Below are 14780 nucleotides of genomic sequence, written 5' to 3' on the forward strand. Positions count from 1 at the left end.
TTCTTCTTGAATTTGTTTTAAGCCTAACTTAATTTGAGTATTAAACCAAGTATAAATATTTTGAGATTTTACTACAGAATTATTTAGATAAAAACAAGTTTCTCCTAAAGCACAAGCCCGAAAAATTTTAACTAATTCATCAATTTCACTGTTTTTATAACAATATCCTTTAATAGCAGGGATAAGAGAAAAATCACCAACAAAACCCCAAGGTAATAAAATCACTAATGATAAATCAGGATACTTAATATTTAATTTTTCAAGAGACTTAAGAAAGTTATTGCTTTGAGAAGGATATTTATAAAAATCTAAAGATACCACCCATAGATTATTTTGATCCTGTGTTAATAAAACAGAAAAATCTGCTATTTTACCCGTAGCAATCACATTTATATCTTTAAATTTTTCTCCTTTTAAAACTTCTCTTAATCCTAAAAGAAATATCGGATCATCATCTAATAAGATTAAATTAACTTCGGTTTTATTAGTGTTAGTAGAAGACATTTTATCCCAGACAATAAATAATAAATAATTAGCTAAAAACCATTAAGTTATAACTTCTGATGGTTCGGTTTTATAACCGTAAAAATCAATACGATAATGATCCACTTTTACTCCTGTTTTTTCTTCAATAGTTTTAATTAATTCTGAGGGTAATTCTACTTGTATATCCACAATTTGATTAGTGTCTAGTACATTAACATGACTATGATCTTCGCAAAAATTACCATATAGTCTTCCCTCATGTCTTTCGACACATTCAATGATTCCCTGATTTGATAATGCCTCTAAATTTTGATAAACTGATGTATGCCCAATATATTTCCCTTGTTGATTTAGGCGATCGTAAATTTCTTTTGCTGATAAGTGTTCCTGTTGTGACCACAAGAGTTCAAGAATAAAACGTCTTTGACGAGAGAGTCTCATGCCTAATTCTTGACAACGATTGAGGGCATCTTTTAAGGAGCGTATTTTTTTTGTTGTTGCTCCTGATTTTTCCATGTTCTCTTAATGATCTATTTTTTACTAAAGTAAACTCACTACCACTTTAACCTAAGTAACACAATTTTTAACATTGATCTGGAAAATTATCACTTAAATCCCAAATTTTGCTTAGATGACTCAGAAAATGACGAGAAATTTCAAAAATAATTAAATATAATTGAAGCTATACTAAATAGTAAATTCAGTCAATTAAGCATAAGCGATGAAGAAATATTAGCTATGTTAGATCTAAAAACTGCTACATCGAGAAGTTAAAATTTTAGGAAAATGGGAAGATAGATGATGACAGCCACAATTATTGAACAAAAAGAAACTTTGATTGGGGATAAAAAAAACTATACTTCAGACGAATATCTTGTCTTAGACGAAAAAGCCGAGTATAAACATGAATATAGGAATGGAAAAATTATCCCTATGGCCGGAGGAACAATCAATCATAACCAAATTGCAGGTAATATTTATGCTAATTTAAAATTCGCTCTGAAAGGGCTAAAATATCGAGTTTTCATCGGTGATGTACGTCTATGGATACCTCGTTATAATCAATATACTTATCCTGATGTTATAATTCTCAGTGGTGAGCCTATTTATCACAAAGGAAATACGACAATTACCAATCCCTTGCTAATTATGGAAGTGTTATCTCAATCAACACAAGATTACGATCGAGGTACTAAATTTACCTATTATCGCTCCATTTCTGAATTACAAGAGTACATTTTAATCGATCAATATAATTGTAAAATCGAACAGTTTAGTAAAAATAATCACAGACAATGGTTATTAAGAGAATATGAGGCACTAGAAGAAACCCTATCTTTAGAATCATTAAATTTACAGTTAAATATCGCCGACATTTATGAGCAAGTCACCTTTGAAGATCATCAATAATTATCCCATCCCCCTAGAAAATAAAAAAAGTAAACCTGACTATATACAAAAATGGTAACTCTAACTCAAATTAAACCAAATATAACCTTAGAGCAGTTTTTAAAATATCCCGAAACGAAGCCCTATAGTGAATATATCAATGGAAAAATAGAACCAAAACCCATGCCTCAAGGACAACATAGCACTTTACAGATACGTTTAGGTACAAAAATCAACGAAATTGTTTTACCAAACAAATTAGCTCATGCTTTTACCGAGTTAAGATGCACTTTTGCAGGAGTCTCTATCGTGTCCGATATTTCGGTTTTTACTTGGGAAAGGATTCCCAAAAATGAACAAGGAAAAATTGCTAATCGTTTTGAAATTTACCCAGATTGGGTAATTGAAATTTTATCACCAGAACAATCGGCGAATAAAGTCATTAGAAAAATTATGTTTTGTCTTGAGCAAGGTACACAATTAGGATGGTTAATTGATTCTGAAGATGAGTCTATTATGATATTAAAGCCAAATCAATTTCCTCAAGTCAAGTCCAATGAAGAAAATTTAACTGTCTTAGAGGATTTACAGGAAAGTTTACAATTATCAGCGCAACAAATATTCGGTTGGTTAACAGTGTAACTGTCTTTGAGTGATTACCTCCCTTAAACTGCTGCTCTCCATGGGAGCTTCTAACTTCAACGGCTCGTGCCTTAAGACAGATTTACGTCAATATAATAAATTATTTCAGATAATTGGTATTCATTCTTAACTATTAAATGGTGATTTGGCTTATTGGAGGAACTTCTGAAAGTGTGGCGATCGCCTCTTTTCTCAAACAACAGAATCAAAATTTGATTATTTCCGTAACAACTACCGCTGCCACCCAACTTTATCAGTCTTTAGAAAAACAAAAGATTTTCGTAGGTAAACTCACGGAAACAGAGATGGTAAAATTTATTAAACAAAATCAAGTTAATAAAGTTATCGATGCTAGTCATCCCTTTGCTGTGAATATTTCTCAAGGAGTAATCAAAGTTTGTCAGAATTTATCATTACCTTATCTGAGATATGAGCGCCCATTGGTTGATTTGATTGGTAAAATGCCTTCTGTAACGGTAATTTCTTCTCTTTCTTCTCTAATTACAGAAGATTCACCCCTAACAAATAAACGGGTGTTATTAACTATAGGAGCAAAATCTTTAGCTTTATTCACTGCATTTCATCACCAAGCTACACTTTACGCCAGAATACTTCCTTATCATGATTCTCTTACCAAAGCCTATCAAGCAGGTTTTGAATGTGATCGTATTATAGCTATGCGTCCTCCCTTTAACTTTACTTTTGAAAAAGCCTTATGGGAATTATGGAATATTGAAATAGTTGTAACAAAAGCAGGAGGTAAAGCAGGAGGGGAAGAAATTAAATATCAAGTAGCAGAGGCTTTAAATATTCCTTTAATCGTCATTGAAAGTCCAACTTTAGATTATCCTTTAATTGTCGATCGATTAGAAGATATTTCCCGTTTTATTTGCCACTAATAATCTTATCTCAAAGTAGAGTGGGCAATGCTCATAGTTGACGTTTCATTCTAAAATTATTAAATTGAATTATCCTTTAATGACTAAGTAAAAACTCTATTAAATAATTGAGAGAAATTTAGTCTATCTAAGTATTGACAAGTAATAGAAAATTCTTAAGTATAAAAAAATAATCATATTTATCAGATTTTTTTGGTTAACATCTCTTGATAAAAATACCGAAATATACTGATTGTTTAATAAAAAAAAAGAGATTATGATCATATATATGAAAGGAATTTTCAAACAAAGAGGGTGAAACCATGAAAGCAGAATTAATACTAGAGGAAACACTAGAAAAACCTTGGTGGAATCGCCCTTTACTAGGGAATAAAACTCTTATGGATTATATTTCTAGTCAGTTTGTAAAATTAGATATACCTCAAGATATTTTATATCATTATAATTCTGCCCTAGACAAGTTAGAGAATATGACTGTAACAGTAAAGGCTTTACTTAATGATAAATTTACAGAAAAAGACTTTTTAACCTACGCAAGAATACAAAGCTATTTAGATAAATATAATCAACATAAACAACATTATTTTGTGATTGGGAAAGAGTTTTTTAAAACTTTATTAGATAATTTAGACACTTTAATTAAATTAACCGAAATTGAAGCAGAGTATAATAGCCCGGTATTTTTAGCATTTTATGAATATTCTTTAGATTTAATTAAACAAAAATGTGATAAACTAATTTTTCAGGAAAAGTTAAGAAAATCAATCCCTTCTTTTACCCTAAAATTAACAGAAGAAAAAGAACAAAAAATTATTAAACTGTATATGAAATATTTGTTCATGATTTCTGAAATTGATAATTTAGCTAAGTTTTTCTCATTATTAAAAACTAATCAGTTAGAATATTGGGATTTATTTAAAAAAATTAAAAATTTGCTAGAACAGAATAGAATAAATAAAGTTCAAGATTTAAAATCCTTTGTTTTATTAGTAAAAAATGATGATAGTTTATTTAGGGATATAGCCACTAAAGTTATTAAAATTAAAAAAGACGAAACTGAAGATGAGTTGATAATTGCTAGAATTTTACAGTATGTAGCATTAAATTATAAATATGAAGTCTTGTATAGTCAGTTTCAACTATTTTTAAGTTATCTTAGTAAATGGGAAAAAACCTATTATTATATTCTTCATTTAAAAAATAAATATCCAAGTAATAAATATAACTATCCTCCTAACTTTCGAGTTAAATTAACAGGTTTTGATGTATATAAAAGCTACTATGATTATTTAGATTCGACTTATTCGAATAAAAATAATGAATAAATTTCTCCCATAATTAAAAATAAAATAAATTTAAAACTAGAAAATATCAAATTTTAAAGCTCTTGATGAGTTAGTATGCTAAATTAGTAAAAAAAAGGGAAGAGGAAAATATAAATACTAAATTATGTTTTTTGATTTTTTGAATTGTATAAACTTTAACGATTAAATATCCTATCAATTATTTAATAATAACTAAGCATACTATAGCAATCCTATGGGAGTTGTAAAATTTTCAGAGGTGTTAGCTATCAGTTTTCAGTGGTCAGCTTTAAGGTATAGTGAGATTTACAGATTTATGTTTAAATTTTTAATTCTTAACCAATGATTTAGGATTGCTATATCGACTAAAGAACCAATTTTAATACTATTACTTCCTCTGAAAAAAGTAATAAAGGAGTTTGCCTATTCTCGATTACCTGAACTTTGCCAAAATTTTCTGATCCAAATATTGTATGATCATTGAGAACAAAAACAAGATGAGAAAATAGTTAAAATATGAAAATAGTTGTCACTGGTGCCAGTGGCTTTTTAGGCAGACATTTGTTACCCCAATTAAAAACACAATATTCCCAAGGAGAAATTATTGGTTTATCTTCGCAAAATTACGACTTGATGAATCCCCTTGAAGTTGTAAAAATGTTTGAAGATTTACAGCCAGAAATTTTAATACATTTAGCAGCTTATTCGGGAGGAATTGGGGCAAATCGTACTTATCCTGCGGATTTTTATTATCGTAACACCCTTTTAACCGCTTTAGTCTTTGAACAAGCCGCCAAATTTAGAGTCAAAAAAATGATCTATACTATGGGAGGATGTAGCTACCCTGCAACGGCATCATCTCCCATCGATGAATCACAAATGTGGCAAGGTTATCCTCAACCAGAAAGCGCTGGTTATTCTAGTGCAAAAAAAATGGGTATTGTTGCTTCACAATCTTATCGCACTCAATATGACTTAAATTCTGTGGTATTAATTCCGGGTAATTTATATGGAGAATATGATAACTTTCGTACCAATGAATCTCATGTTATACCTGCATTAGTTCGTCGTTTTTATGAAGCTAAATTAAACCAATTAGAAGCCGTAGCAATGTGGGGAAGTGGCACACCTAAACGAGATTTTGTTTATGCAGGAGATGTAGCAAAAGTTATTCCTTATTTTATTGATAATTATAACTCTAGTGAGCCAATAAATATTTCTTCAGGTACAACTACACCTATTAAAGAATTGGCAGAATTAGTAAAAGAAATAACTGGTTTTAAGGGAAAATTAACTTGGGATACAACTAAACCTGATGGGCAAATGGTAAAAATTTTTGATGTTAGTAAATTAAATTCTTTAGGGTTATCTTGTCAAACAAATTTAAAAGAAGGCTTAGAAAAAACTTTTATTTGGTTAAGTAAAAATTATGAGCAAAAAACCGATGGTATTCGACTCTAATTTTAAAATTATTATCCTAGGTGGAGAGGGTTTTGTTGGTTCAGCTTATGCTCGTTATTGTCAAAAAAATAACTTAAATTATTTACTCATAAATAGAACTAATTATCAAGAAAATATCGGCACAAAATGCGATTTATTCATTAACGCTAACGGTAATTCTAAGAAATTTTTAGCCAAAGATAACCCCTTACTCGAATTTGATGCTTCTGTACGATCTGTGCGACAATCATTAATAGATTTTCCGACTAAAAAGTATATATTTTTGTCATCTTGTGACGTTTACCCTGATTGTTCAAATCCCGCATTAACCCAAGAAAATACAGTTATTGATATTTCGAGGCAAAGCCCTTATGGTTTTCATAAGTATTTAGCTGAACAATGTGTACGTCATACTTCCTCAGATTGGTTAATATTCCGTATGGGGGGTTTTGTGGGGAAAGGCTTAAAGAAAAACGCTATTTTTGACATTTTGCAAGGAGAGAAACTTTGGCTACATCCAGACAGTCAATTGCAATATATTAACACTGATATAGCAGCGACAACCGTTATGAATCTTATCAAAAAAGGTTATACTCAGGAAATTTTCAATCTTTGCGGTAACGGTTTAGTGATGTTAAAGGAAATTATTGATTTAACTAAAAGTGCTGTTAAACTAAATTTTGATATTTCCCCTGTCTGTTATGAGGTATCTATCGATAAGATTCAATCGGTGATAAATATACCTTCTACCCGGGAAAGTGTATTGAATTTTATCAATGATTGGCGATAAATTGATTGACTAATATCTATAATTTAAACAGTTGCTTAGGTCAGAAAATTAAGCTAATCTTATTGTATTATTAATTATAAAACTTTTTTAAATTATCACTGATTTAAAAAAAATACTTTACAGCCACATCACAAAAAATTCATCACTTAAAAAATAATGAGGAATTAAAATTTTATTTATTAATTAAAAATTTTAATCCCGCCGTATTAAGTTATGAGTTTCTAAATATGAGTGGTGTTATACCTAGTAATTGGGAATTGGCAAAACAACCTATTAGTAGCCCTAATGGCTCACAGGTAAGTTTTAAAAATGGAGTTAATATCGTAGCTCAACCAAATACAATAAGTTTTGTTGAAGGTTTGGGTACAAAAGAAATTAAAGAGCTTCAATTTGCTAACATTGCCAAAAAATATGTTGATAAAATGTCCAATGCCGATTATCAAGGTATTAGTATTAGCCCTAAACTTATTGTACCTTTTCCCAAAGAAGAAGATGCGGGGAAAAATTTTATTAACGATACCTTATTAAGCAATGGGCTTTGGCGTAATTTTGGTAACGTTACTCCTCAAGCATCTTTAAATCTTTTTTATGAATTAAGCGATCGCCAGTTAGCCTTAAATATTAACCCAGCCAAACTACAACAGCCTAATGATTTAGTTATTTCTGCGGTTTTATTTGCGGGTAATTTTAATTATAATCTTACCAACTTAACAGGAGAAATTAGAACCAATAAATTAACAGAAATTATTAATGGTTGGGAAAAAGACTTAACAACTTTCCGAGAATTAATATATCAAAAATTTTTACAAAAAGCAGTAACAGAAAAAGCTAGTTTATTTGATAATTAGGGGTTGCGTCATAGTGTATCTTGAAGGTAGGGAAGAGGGAAAAGTTTTAATGATTTTTATTGTTAAAATTTGAGTCTGACGACATATATTACTTACCAAGTTTTAGACTAAACAAGAGATTTAAACCCCTTGCTAAAACTGTGCATTTTTTGGCAATGTATTATGTTAAAACCCTTGATTTTTATAGTTTTCTGATTAATTCAGTAGATCCTAATTAAGGGTGTGTCAAAAAGTATTTTGGTGAAGATAGGGAATAGGCAATTAACAATTAACAATTAACAATTTATTTGGGCAACAATGCAACGATGCACAGGGCAATCGTAAATTCTAAATTCTAAATTCTTTTGATTTTTTTCGGTTTTAATACTTCAATCTAACGTACATATCTGAAAATTTATATCTTGGGCTTTACATTTATAAATTAACTGACACAACCGACTGAATTTAAGCAAATTTTTTGATATTTTCCTAAAGCAATTAACGGAAAATAATGGCGATATAAATGGTAATTAATATAAAAATGTCTTGGAAATCCAGTGCCAGTAAATTGTTTTTCTTCCCATGTGCCATTCTCATTTTGATTCGTTAAAAGATAGTTTATCCCTTGTTTAATACTATCTTCGGCAAATTTACCGATAGCATTTCCACCATCTAATAAACCAATTAATGCCCATGCAGTTTGAGAAGCCGTAGAGTCTCCTTTCCCTTTCAAAAATGGATTTTGATAACTTTCACAGGTTTCTCCCCAACCGCCATCAACATTTTGACAATCAACTAACCAATTAATCCCTTTTTCGATTTCTATAGGGTGAATTTTCGGTGCAATCACTGCTAATGCTGATAAAACTCCTGATGTGCCGTATATATAGTTTACTCCCCAACGTCCGAACCAACTACCATCAGCTTCTTGTTGTTTGATTAAATAGGCGATCGCATTTTGAACTTTAGTCCCTTTCATCGGTAAATCACAACTGCCCACCATTTCTAATACTCTAGCAGTAATATCCGCTGTTGCAGGATCAATCATAGCTTTTAAGTCAGCATAGGGGAGATAATTTAACCAATTAGCATCGTTATTGATGTCAAAGGCAGCCCAACCATAATTATTACATTGCATTGTTTCAATCCATCGAAGACATCGCAAAATTGCTTCTCGTTTTAAATTTTCATTGGGTAACTCTAATTGATTTAATGTCATAATCACCACGGAAGAATCATCCATATCAGGATAAAAATGATTGTCATATTCAAATGCCCATCCTCCAGGTTTTCCTTCAGGATTTTTAACAATCCAATCGCCATAAATAAAAATTTGTTTATCTAATAACCATTCACCACCTTTAACTAAGTGAGGATGATTTGGTGTAATACCCGATTCCACTAAAGCGCGCAAACTCCAAGTAGTATCCCAAACAGGTGAAATACAAGATTGTACTAAATAATCATCATGAGTTTCTATGGCAAAATTTTCTATCGCTTCTAATCCTTTGACAACAATAGGATCATTCACATTATACTTAAGGAGTTTAAACGCTAATAGAGAATTAACCATCGGCGGCAGAATCCCTCCCCAGTCTCCGGTTTTTTCTTGTCTTTCAATAATCCATTTTTCTGCAGCTTGAATACTTTGTTCTTTGAAGGGTATAATATTCCAGTCTTCTGCTAGTTTGAATAAATTATCTAATTCTACAAAAATATCTGTCCAGTCACCATTCCGACACATTTCATATTTAACATTATTAATACCTTCGCTGTATAATTCGTCTAATTTTATTCTCGGTTGTACCACAAAAACAGGCTTTTGATCGAATATAATTAATAAGGGTACAGTGCTACTTCTTGCCCAACTAGACATTTCATAGATGGTAAAAAAAGGATTATTTGGTAATAACATAATCCAAGGGGGAATAGAAGGCACTCCTCGCCAATCATAGCAACCAATTAAGGCAAGATGAAATTTAGTGAAGATGCGACTTTTACTAATACCACCTTTACTTAAAATAAATTTTTTTGCTTTAACTAAAGCACTATCATCAACACTAACCCCCAGTAGTCTTAATGCCATATAGGCTTCTATAGATGTGCTTAATTCCCCTCCATCTCCATAATATATTTCCCATCCACCATGACTACGTTGTTGCGATCGCAAATAATGTTCTATTTTATGTAAAGGTTTTTGATTATCGACACCCAAAATTTTATAGAGTAATAAAGCTTCGGCCGTTAAAGTAACATTAGACTCTAAATAGGCGCACCAATGACCATCATTTTTTTGTAGAGAGAAAAGATAGTCTTGAGCTTTTTTAATGGCAGTTTTGGTTTTTTCCCCGTCAATAACCTTACTATTACTAAATTGGACACTCATTTTAACATCTATTTTTGATTTTTTTACCATAACACAAATAAAACCGTTTACCGATTATCCATTCCCCATTAACTACAGTAATTACGATGTCGGTTTTGCAATATGAGGCAACCCCCAACCTAGCTTTTCTCGAAGAATACGGAAAAATTCAGGAGATTGTAAACGAATAAATTGAATATCATAAGGCGATCGCACAATTTTAATCTGATCATCAGGTAAAATATAACAACCAGCATTACCATCTACCACCATAACCATTTGATTAGGAGTAGCAGGATAAATAGTAACAGGTTCTTGATCCGAAAAAACTAACGAACGAGAAGCTAAAGAATGAGGGCAAATAGGAGCAAGTTGAAACACTGGTACGTCAGGTGTTACTACTGGGCCTCCAGCACTTAAAGAATAAGCAGTTGAGCCGGTAGGAGTAGAAATAATAACCCCATCCGCAGCAATATCTACAGGAGAATGTCTGCCAATAGCAATTTCAAAATGACACATACTCGTCAATGGTTCTCGATGAACTACCATTTCATTCAAACAAAGGGCTTCCCACAAACAAGTATTATCTCGAATAACACTAACTTTCATCATCGAGCGGTTTTCTATTTGATAATCTCCCCTTAAAACTTGCTCTAATGCCATTGAAAGTTGATTTAGATAAATTTCGGTCAAAAAACCTAAATGTCCTGTATTAACCGTAAAAAGGGGAATTTTATGAGGAGCAACTTGTCGAGAAGCGGATAAAACCGTACCATCACCTCCCAACACGATGGCAAAACTCATCTCCTCATCAAATCCAGCAGGAGCAATTTGTTCGATCGGACTATGACATACTGGACGATGGGGTGAAGAATAGCCTAAAATACCAGCATAACCAGTCGCTAGACAAACTTGATAACCTTTATTTTCTAATTGCTCTCGTAACTGTTCTGTCACTTGACAAGCAATAGGTTTAATATCGTTGTAAATAACGCCGATTTTAGGCATCAATAATTCTTCCTAGTTACAATGGGTATTCAACAGTAGCACTCAGCAATAGCACAGTATGGATCATATCCTATCAGAAATTGTGCCATTTGAATAGCGGTTTAACAGTTAAGCAAAAATCTATGTAAATATTATTAATATTATGCTACAATAATTTCACTACCCAATATCTGAACAAATTGTCCATTCATATAGACTTTTTTTTAAATATTTGTTATTCAAATGGGATTGTAGCTTAGTCTGGAATTAACAAATTAAATGATATTATTGGAAGTGAACTGACTTTAAGACAAAATCTCTAACTAAGTGCATTTGTGCAGGGATGATTTCATGGGCTATGTCAAATTCTTGATATTCGACACTAACTCTTACAGCTTCTAATTTTCTTTTTGCCTCTCTAGCAGTATTAATAGGTACAACACTATCACGTTTTCCATGAGAAATAAAAGTAGGGGGAAATGGATTTCTATCGGCAGTAGGTTGAAAATGTAAATAACCACTAAGACTAACCACTGCGGCAACGGGTAATTGTAAACCGACATCTAAACTCATTGCCCCTCCTTGAGAAAATCCACCGACAATAGTTTTTGATAAAGGTATTTCTGTTGAATCTTCTAAGGATAACAACCATTGATAAAATTGATCTAAACTAGCTTCTATTCCTTCATTATTATCTTCTAAAGCATACCATGCTCTTCCCCCTTCTACTTGATAATGAGCATAAGGTGCATTTGGGAATAAATATAAACAAGAAGGTAAATTCAACATAGGAATAAGGGCAGTTAAATCATGATAATTTGCCCCCCAGCCATGTAACAATACAAACACAAATTCAGGTTTTTGCTCATTTTCTGGAGAAATGGAAATTACATCTAAAGTCATATTATTTTTGGCAATCTAGGAGATAAGCGATAACAAAGGGTTTAAACCCCTTGCCTTGCTAATATACAATTTATTTTGCACTCTTGTAAAATAGACTTCTTGCAGAAGTCGAGTAATAAGTAATGAGTAATAAGTGAAGAAATTTATGTTTTCCACCCTAAAATAGATTTTATTTTTTATTTTACACTCGTGTATTATAAAAAATAAGCCAGGACTTCAGCCCTTATTTTTCCAATTAAATTATGGGAGAAATATAATGAGAAAAATTTGTGGTTTATTCAACCCGAAACAGCTATAAATACTTAGAAAAAACATTAATCAAACTAAGATGGAATTGCAAGAATATTTAAGACAAGAAGGATTAGAACAATTAATTAATAACTATTATATAAAAGTTAATCGCCATCAAAAATATCCTAATTTAGTTTGTTTAAAATATTCTCAAATAGAGTCTCCTATGAGTGAAAAAATTGTTCAACAAAGTCGAGGAATTATTCTTGATGAGTCTAATAATTGGGAAATAGTTTCTTATGCTTATGATAAATTCTTTAATTATAGTGAGCCTTTAGCCTCAGAAATTAACTGGAATCATGCCACAGTTTATGATAAATTAGACGGCTCATTAATGGTGCTTTATTATTATAATAATCAGTGGCAAGTTCAATCAAGTGGTACAGCCGATGCTAGTGGAGAAGTAGGAGGATTTTCTATTACTTTTGCTCAATTATTTTGGCAAGTTTGGCAAGAATTAAATTATTCATTACCCAAAGAAACAGATCACTGTTTTGTCTTTGAAATGTTAACTCCTTATAATAGAATTGTGGTGCAACAGAATAAGAATAATTTAGTTTTACATGGAGTAAGAAACATTAAAACTTTACAAGAAAAACATCCTCAATTTTTAGCAGAAAAATACGGGTTCAATTTAGTAAGAAATTTCCCTTTACAAAATTGGCAACAAATTCAAGAGGCTTGTGAAAACTTGAATCCTTTGGAATCTGAAGGTTATGTAATTTGCGATTATTCTCCCTTACTTGTTGATAATTCAAAACAAAATAATTTTAATTATAATTTTAATCGAGTCAAAGTCAAATCACCTCGTTATGTAGCGTGGGCTCATTTTTCTGCGAATTTTTCTACTCGTAAAATGTTAGAAATTATAGTTAATAATGAAGGAGATGAATTTTTAGCCTACTATCCTGAATGGACTAAAGCATATCAAGAAACGATGGAAAAATATTATCAATTAATTTTTGAAATTGAGCAAACTTATCAACAATATCAATCTATACCATTACAAAAAGATTTTGCTTTAGCTATCAAAGACTTACCATATTCAGGACTATTATTTGCTTTGCGTAATGGAAAATCCACAAGTATTAAAGAGGCTTTAACAAAAGTTTCTATACAGACGATAGAGCAATTATTAGGTTTAAAATATATTCAATTAGGATGTTAATTATTTTTTATTAGTCATGAAAAAAGTATTAATTTTACAAGGATTACCAGCTTCGGGAAAGTCAACTTTTGCCAAAGAAATTTTATTAAAAGAACCTGGACGTTGGGTAAGGGTAAATAAAGATTTATTGAGAGAAATGGCTCATGCTTCTTATTGGTCTGAAGGCAATGAAAAATTTATTATAAAATTGAGAAATCAAATTATTTTAATGGCTTTAGAAGAAGGAAAACACGTTATTATTGATGATACAAATTTTGGTAAACATATTGAAAAAATCAAAGAATTAGTCAAAGGAAAAGCCGAGGTAAAAATTAATGATTCATTTTTTAAAACCCCTGTAGAAGAGTGTATAAAAAGAGATTTAAAAAGACCTAATTCGGTGGGAAAAGATGTCATTATGAAAATGTATAATCAATTTATTCTCCCCCAAGTTAATCCCCCTGAATATAATCCAGATTTACCAGACGCTATTCTTGTGGATATGGATGGAACATTATCTATTTTACATAATCGTAGCCCTTATGATGTGTCTAAATGTGATCAAGATTTACCAAATCAACCAGTATTAGAAACCGTTTATAAATGGCAAGATTCTACTAATATTATTGTGCTTTCTGCTAGAACTGATGATGGTAAAGAATTAACGGAAAAATGGTTAAAACAACATCAGGTTAAATATGTAAATTTATATATGCGCAAAACAGGTGATTTGAGAAAAGATGCTATTGTTAAACAAGAAATTTATGAAGAATATATTAAGGATAAATATAACGTTAAATTTATTTTAGACGATCGTAATCAAGTAGTAGAAATGTGGAGAAATTTGGGTTTAACAGTTTTTCAAGTCGGGGAGGGAGATTTTTAATTATAGAATAGACATCTCTAGAAATATGGGTAGGAACGTAAAATTTTACTCCCTTACAAGGGTTATAGACAACCGATAAAATAACTCTGCGGTTTCACGCAAAAAGTCTGCGGGTTTACGCAAGATTTTCTCAAATTAAATTTTTATACTGGGTGTATCAATAGACTTCTTGCAGAAGTCAGGCAAGAGGCAAGAGGCAATAGGCATTCTTGAAGAAAAATTGATGATTTCCTGTTTAAAATTAATACTAATTTTAATTTTGCAAGAGGTCTATTAGATAAAGGAAAAACGAATTTCCGTGTTGCTTTATGTATGGAAGCGTTAAGAAAAAAATTGATAGTCATTTAACTTGACTTATAATCAACAAAATAAATAATTAAAAATTATCAGAAGCAATAATGACAAGACATTGATCCTTATATAG

14 protein-coding genes are annotated in these 14780 nt (G+C 31.1%); 9 read left to right on the forward strand and 5 right to left on the reverse strand.

Translation table 11 applies throughout. The features are described 5' to 3' along the window. The coding region (locus FWJ34_RS12200) for a hypothetical protein (RefSeq protein WP_308255596.1) at positions 1-504 on the reverse strand (504 nt) is incomplete at its 3' end. Between the two features lie 42 nt (positions 505-546). Continuing rightward, positions 547-1002: a Fur family transcriptional regulator gene (locus FWJ34_RS12205; protein WP_308255597.1), complete on the reverse strand. Its 456-nt coding sequence runs from the start codon at positions 1000-1002 to the stop codon at positions 547-549. Positions 1003-1284: 282 nt separating this feature from the next. On the opposite strand from FWJ34_RS12205, the gene FWJ34_RS12210 reads away from it, so the two are divergent. The 7 genes from FWJ34_RS12210 (at position 1285) to FWJ34_RS12240 (ending at position 7798) form a co-directional block, all read left to right on the forward strand. Then, positions 1285-1896, forward strand: coding sequence for a Uma2 family endonuclease (locus tag FWJ34_RS12210; RefSeq protein WP_396231899.1), 612 nt, complete (start codon positions 1285-1287; stop codon positions 1894-1896). Between the two features lie 51 nt (positions 1897-1947). After that, positions 1948-2517, forward strand: coding sequence for a Uma2 family endonuclease (locus FWJ34_RS12215; protein WP_308255598.1), 570 nt, complete (start codon positions 1948-1950; stop codon positions 2515-2517). A 137-nt stretch (positions 2518-2654) separates the two neighbouring features. Next, positions 2655-3416: a cobalt-precorrin-6A reductase gene (locus tag FWJ34_RS12220; RefSeq protein WP_308255599.1), complete on the forward strand. Its 762-nt coding sequence runs from the start codon at positions 2655-2657 to the stop codon at positions 3414-3416. A 302-nt stretch (positions 3417-3718) separates the two neighbouring features. After that, positions 3719-4741 (forward strand): hypothetical protein, encoded by a 1023-nt coding sequence (locus FWJ34_RS12225; RefSeq protein ID WP_308255600.1) that lies wholly within the window; start codon positions 3719-3721, stop codon positions 4739-4741. A gap of 495 nt (positions 4742-5236) precedes the next feature. Continuing rightward, positions 5237-6181: an NAD-dependent epimerase/dehydratase family protein gene (locus FWJ34_RS12230; RefSeq protein WP_308255601.1), complete on the forward strand. Its 945-nt coding sequence runs from the start codon at positions 5237-5239 to the stop codon at positions 6179-6181. Further along, a complete protein-coding gene (locus FWJ34_RS12235; RefSeq protein WP_308255602.1) occupies positions 6150-6950 on the forward strand; it encodes an NAD(P)-dependent oxidoreductase in 801 nt (266 codons plus the stop codon). Before FWJ34_RS12230 ends, FWJ34_RS12235 begins: the two co-directional genes overlap by 32 nt. A 227-nt stretch (positions 6951-7177) precedes the next feature. Continuing rightward, positions 7178-7798, forward strand: a complete 621-nt coding sequence (locus tag FWJ34_RS12240) for a hypothetical protein (RefSeq protein ID WP_308255603.1) — start codon at positions 7178-7180, stop codon at positions 7796-7798. 421 nt (positions 7799-8219) lie between these two features. Here FWJ34_RS12240 and shc read toward each other — a convergent pair whose 3' ends face one another. The 3 genes from shc to FWJ34_RS12255 all read right to left on the reverse strand — a co-directional run bounded on the left by shc (position 8220) and on the right by FWJ34_RS12255 (position 12032). Then, on the reverse strand, positions 8220-10163 hold the full coding sequence (gene shc / locus FWJ34_RS12245) for a squalene--hopene cyclase (protein ID WP_308255609.1): 1944 nt from the start codon (positions 10161-10163) through the stop codon (positions 8220-8222). Positions 10164-10244: 81 nt separating this feature from the next. Continuing rightward, complete coding sequence (locus FWJ34_RS12250) at positions 10245-11150, reverse strand: NAD(+) kinase (protein WP_308255604.1); 906 nt, start codon at positions 11148-11150, stop codon at positions 10245-10247. Between the two features lie 264 nt (positions 11151-11414). Beyond that, positions 11415-12032, reverse strand: a complete 618-nt coding sequence (locus FWJ34_RS12255; protein ID WP_308255605.1) for an alpha/beta hydrolase — start codon at positions 12030-12032, stop codon at positions 11415-11417. A gap of 328 nt (positions 12033-12360) precedes the next feature. On the opposite strand from FWJ34_RS12255, the gene FWJ34_RS12260 reads away from it, so the two are divergent. Both FWJ34_RS12260 and FWJ34_RS12265 read left to right on the forward strand, forming a co-directional pair. Beyond that, positions 12361-13491, forward strand: a complete 1131-nt coding sequence (locus FWJ34_RS12260; RefSeq protein WP_308255606.1) for a T4 RnlA family RNA ligase — start codon at positions 12361-12363, stop codon at positions 13489-13491. A gap of 16 nt (positions 13492-13507) precedes the next feature. Then, entirely contained in the window at positions 13508-14356 is an 849-nt protein-coding gene (locus FWJ34_RS12265) for an AAA family ATPase (protein ID WP_308255607.1), read from the forward strand. Positions 14357-14780 lie beyond the last annotated feature (424 nt).

The organism is Geminocystis sp. GBBB08 (genome assembly GCF_016743215.1).
Lineage (GTDB): Bacteria > Cyanobacteriota > Cyanobacteriia > Cyanobacteriales > Cyanobacteriaceae > Geminocystis.

Excerpts from the sequence above, each read along its gene's own strand:
- FWJ34_RS12215 (WP_308255598.1), top strand. The coding sequence starts at position 1,948 with ATGGTAACTCTAACTCAAATTAAACCAAATATAACCTTAGAGCAGTTT.
- FWJ34_RS12240 (WP_308255603.1), top strand. The coding sequence starts at position 7,178 with ATGAGTGGTGTTATACCTAGTAATTGGGAATTGGCAAAACAACCTATT.
- FWJ34_RS12250 (WP_308255604.1), bottom strand. The coding sequence starts at position 11,150 with ATGCCTAAAATCGGCGTTATTTACAACGATATTAAACCTATTGCTTGT.
- FWJ34_RS12205 (WP_308255597.1), bottom strand. The coding sequence starts at position 1,002 with ATGGAAAAATCAGGAGCAACAACAAAAAAAATACGCTCCTTAAAAGAT.
- FWJ34_RS12235 (WP_308255602.1), top strand. The coding sequence starts at position 6,150 with ATGAGCAAAAAACCGATGGTATTCGACTCTAATTTTAAAATTATTATC.
- shc (WP_308255609.1), bottom strand. The coding sequence starts at position 10,163 with ATGAGTGTCCAATTTAGTAATAGTAAGGTTATTGACGGGGAAAAAACC.
- FWJ34_RS12260 (WP_308255606.1), top strand. The coding sequence starts at position 12,361 with ATGGAATTGCAAGAATATTTAAGACAAGAAGGATTAGAACAATTAATT.
- FWJ34_RS12210 (WP_396231899.1), top strand. The coding sequence starts at position 1,285 with ATGATGACAGCCACAATTATTGAACAAAAAGAAACTTTGATTGGGGAT.
- FWJ34_RS12220 (WP_308255599.1), top strand. The coding sequence starts at position 2,655 with ATGGTGATTTGGCTTATTGGAGGAACTTCTGAAAGTGTGGCGATCGCC.
- FWJ34_RS12225 (WP_308255600.1), top strand. The coding sequence starts at position 3,719 with ATGAAAGCAGAATTAATACTAGAGGAAACACTAGAAAAACCTTGGTGG.
- FWJ34_RS12230 (WP_308255601.1), top strand. The coding sequence starts at position 5,237 with ATGAAAATAGTTGTCACTGGTGCCAGTGGCTTTTTAGGCAGACATTTG.
- FWJ34_RS12255 (WP_308255605.1), bottom strand. The coding sequence starts at position 12,032 with ATGACTTTAGATGTAATTTCCATTTCTCCAGAAAATGAGCAAAAACCT.
- FWJ34_RS12265 (WP_308255607.1), top strand. The coding sequence starts at position 13,508 with ATGAAAAAAGTATTAATTTTACAAGGATTACCAGCTTCGGGAAAGTCA.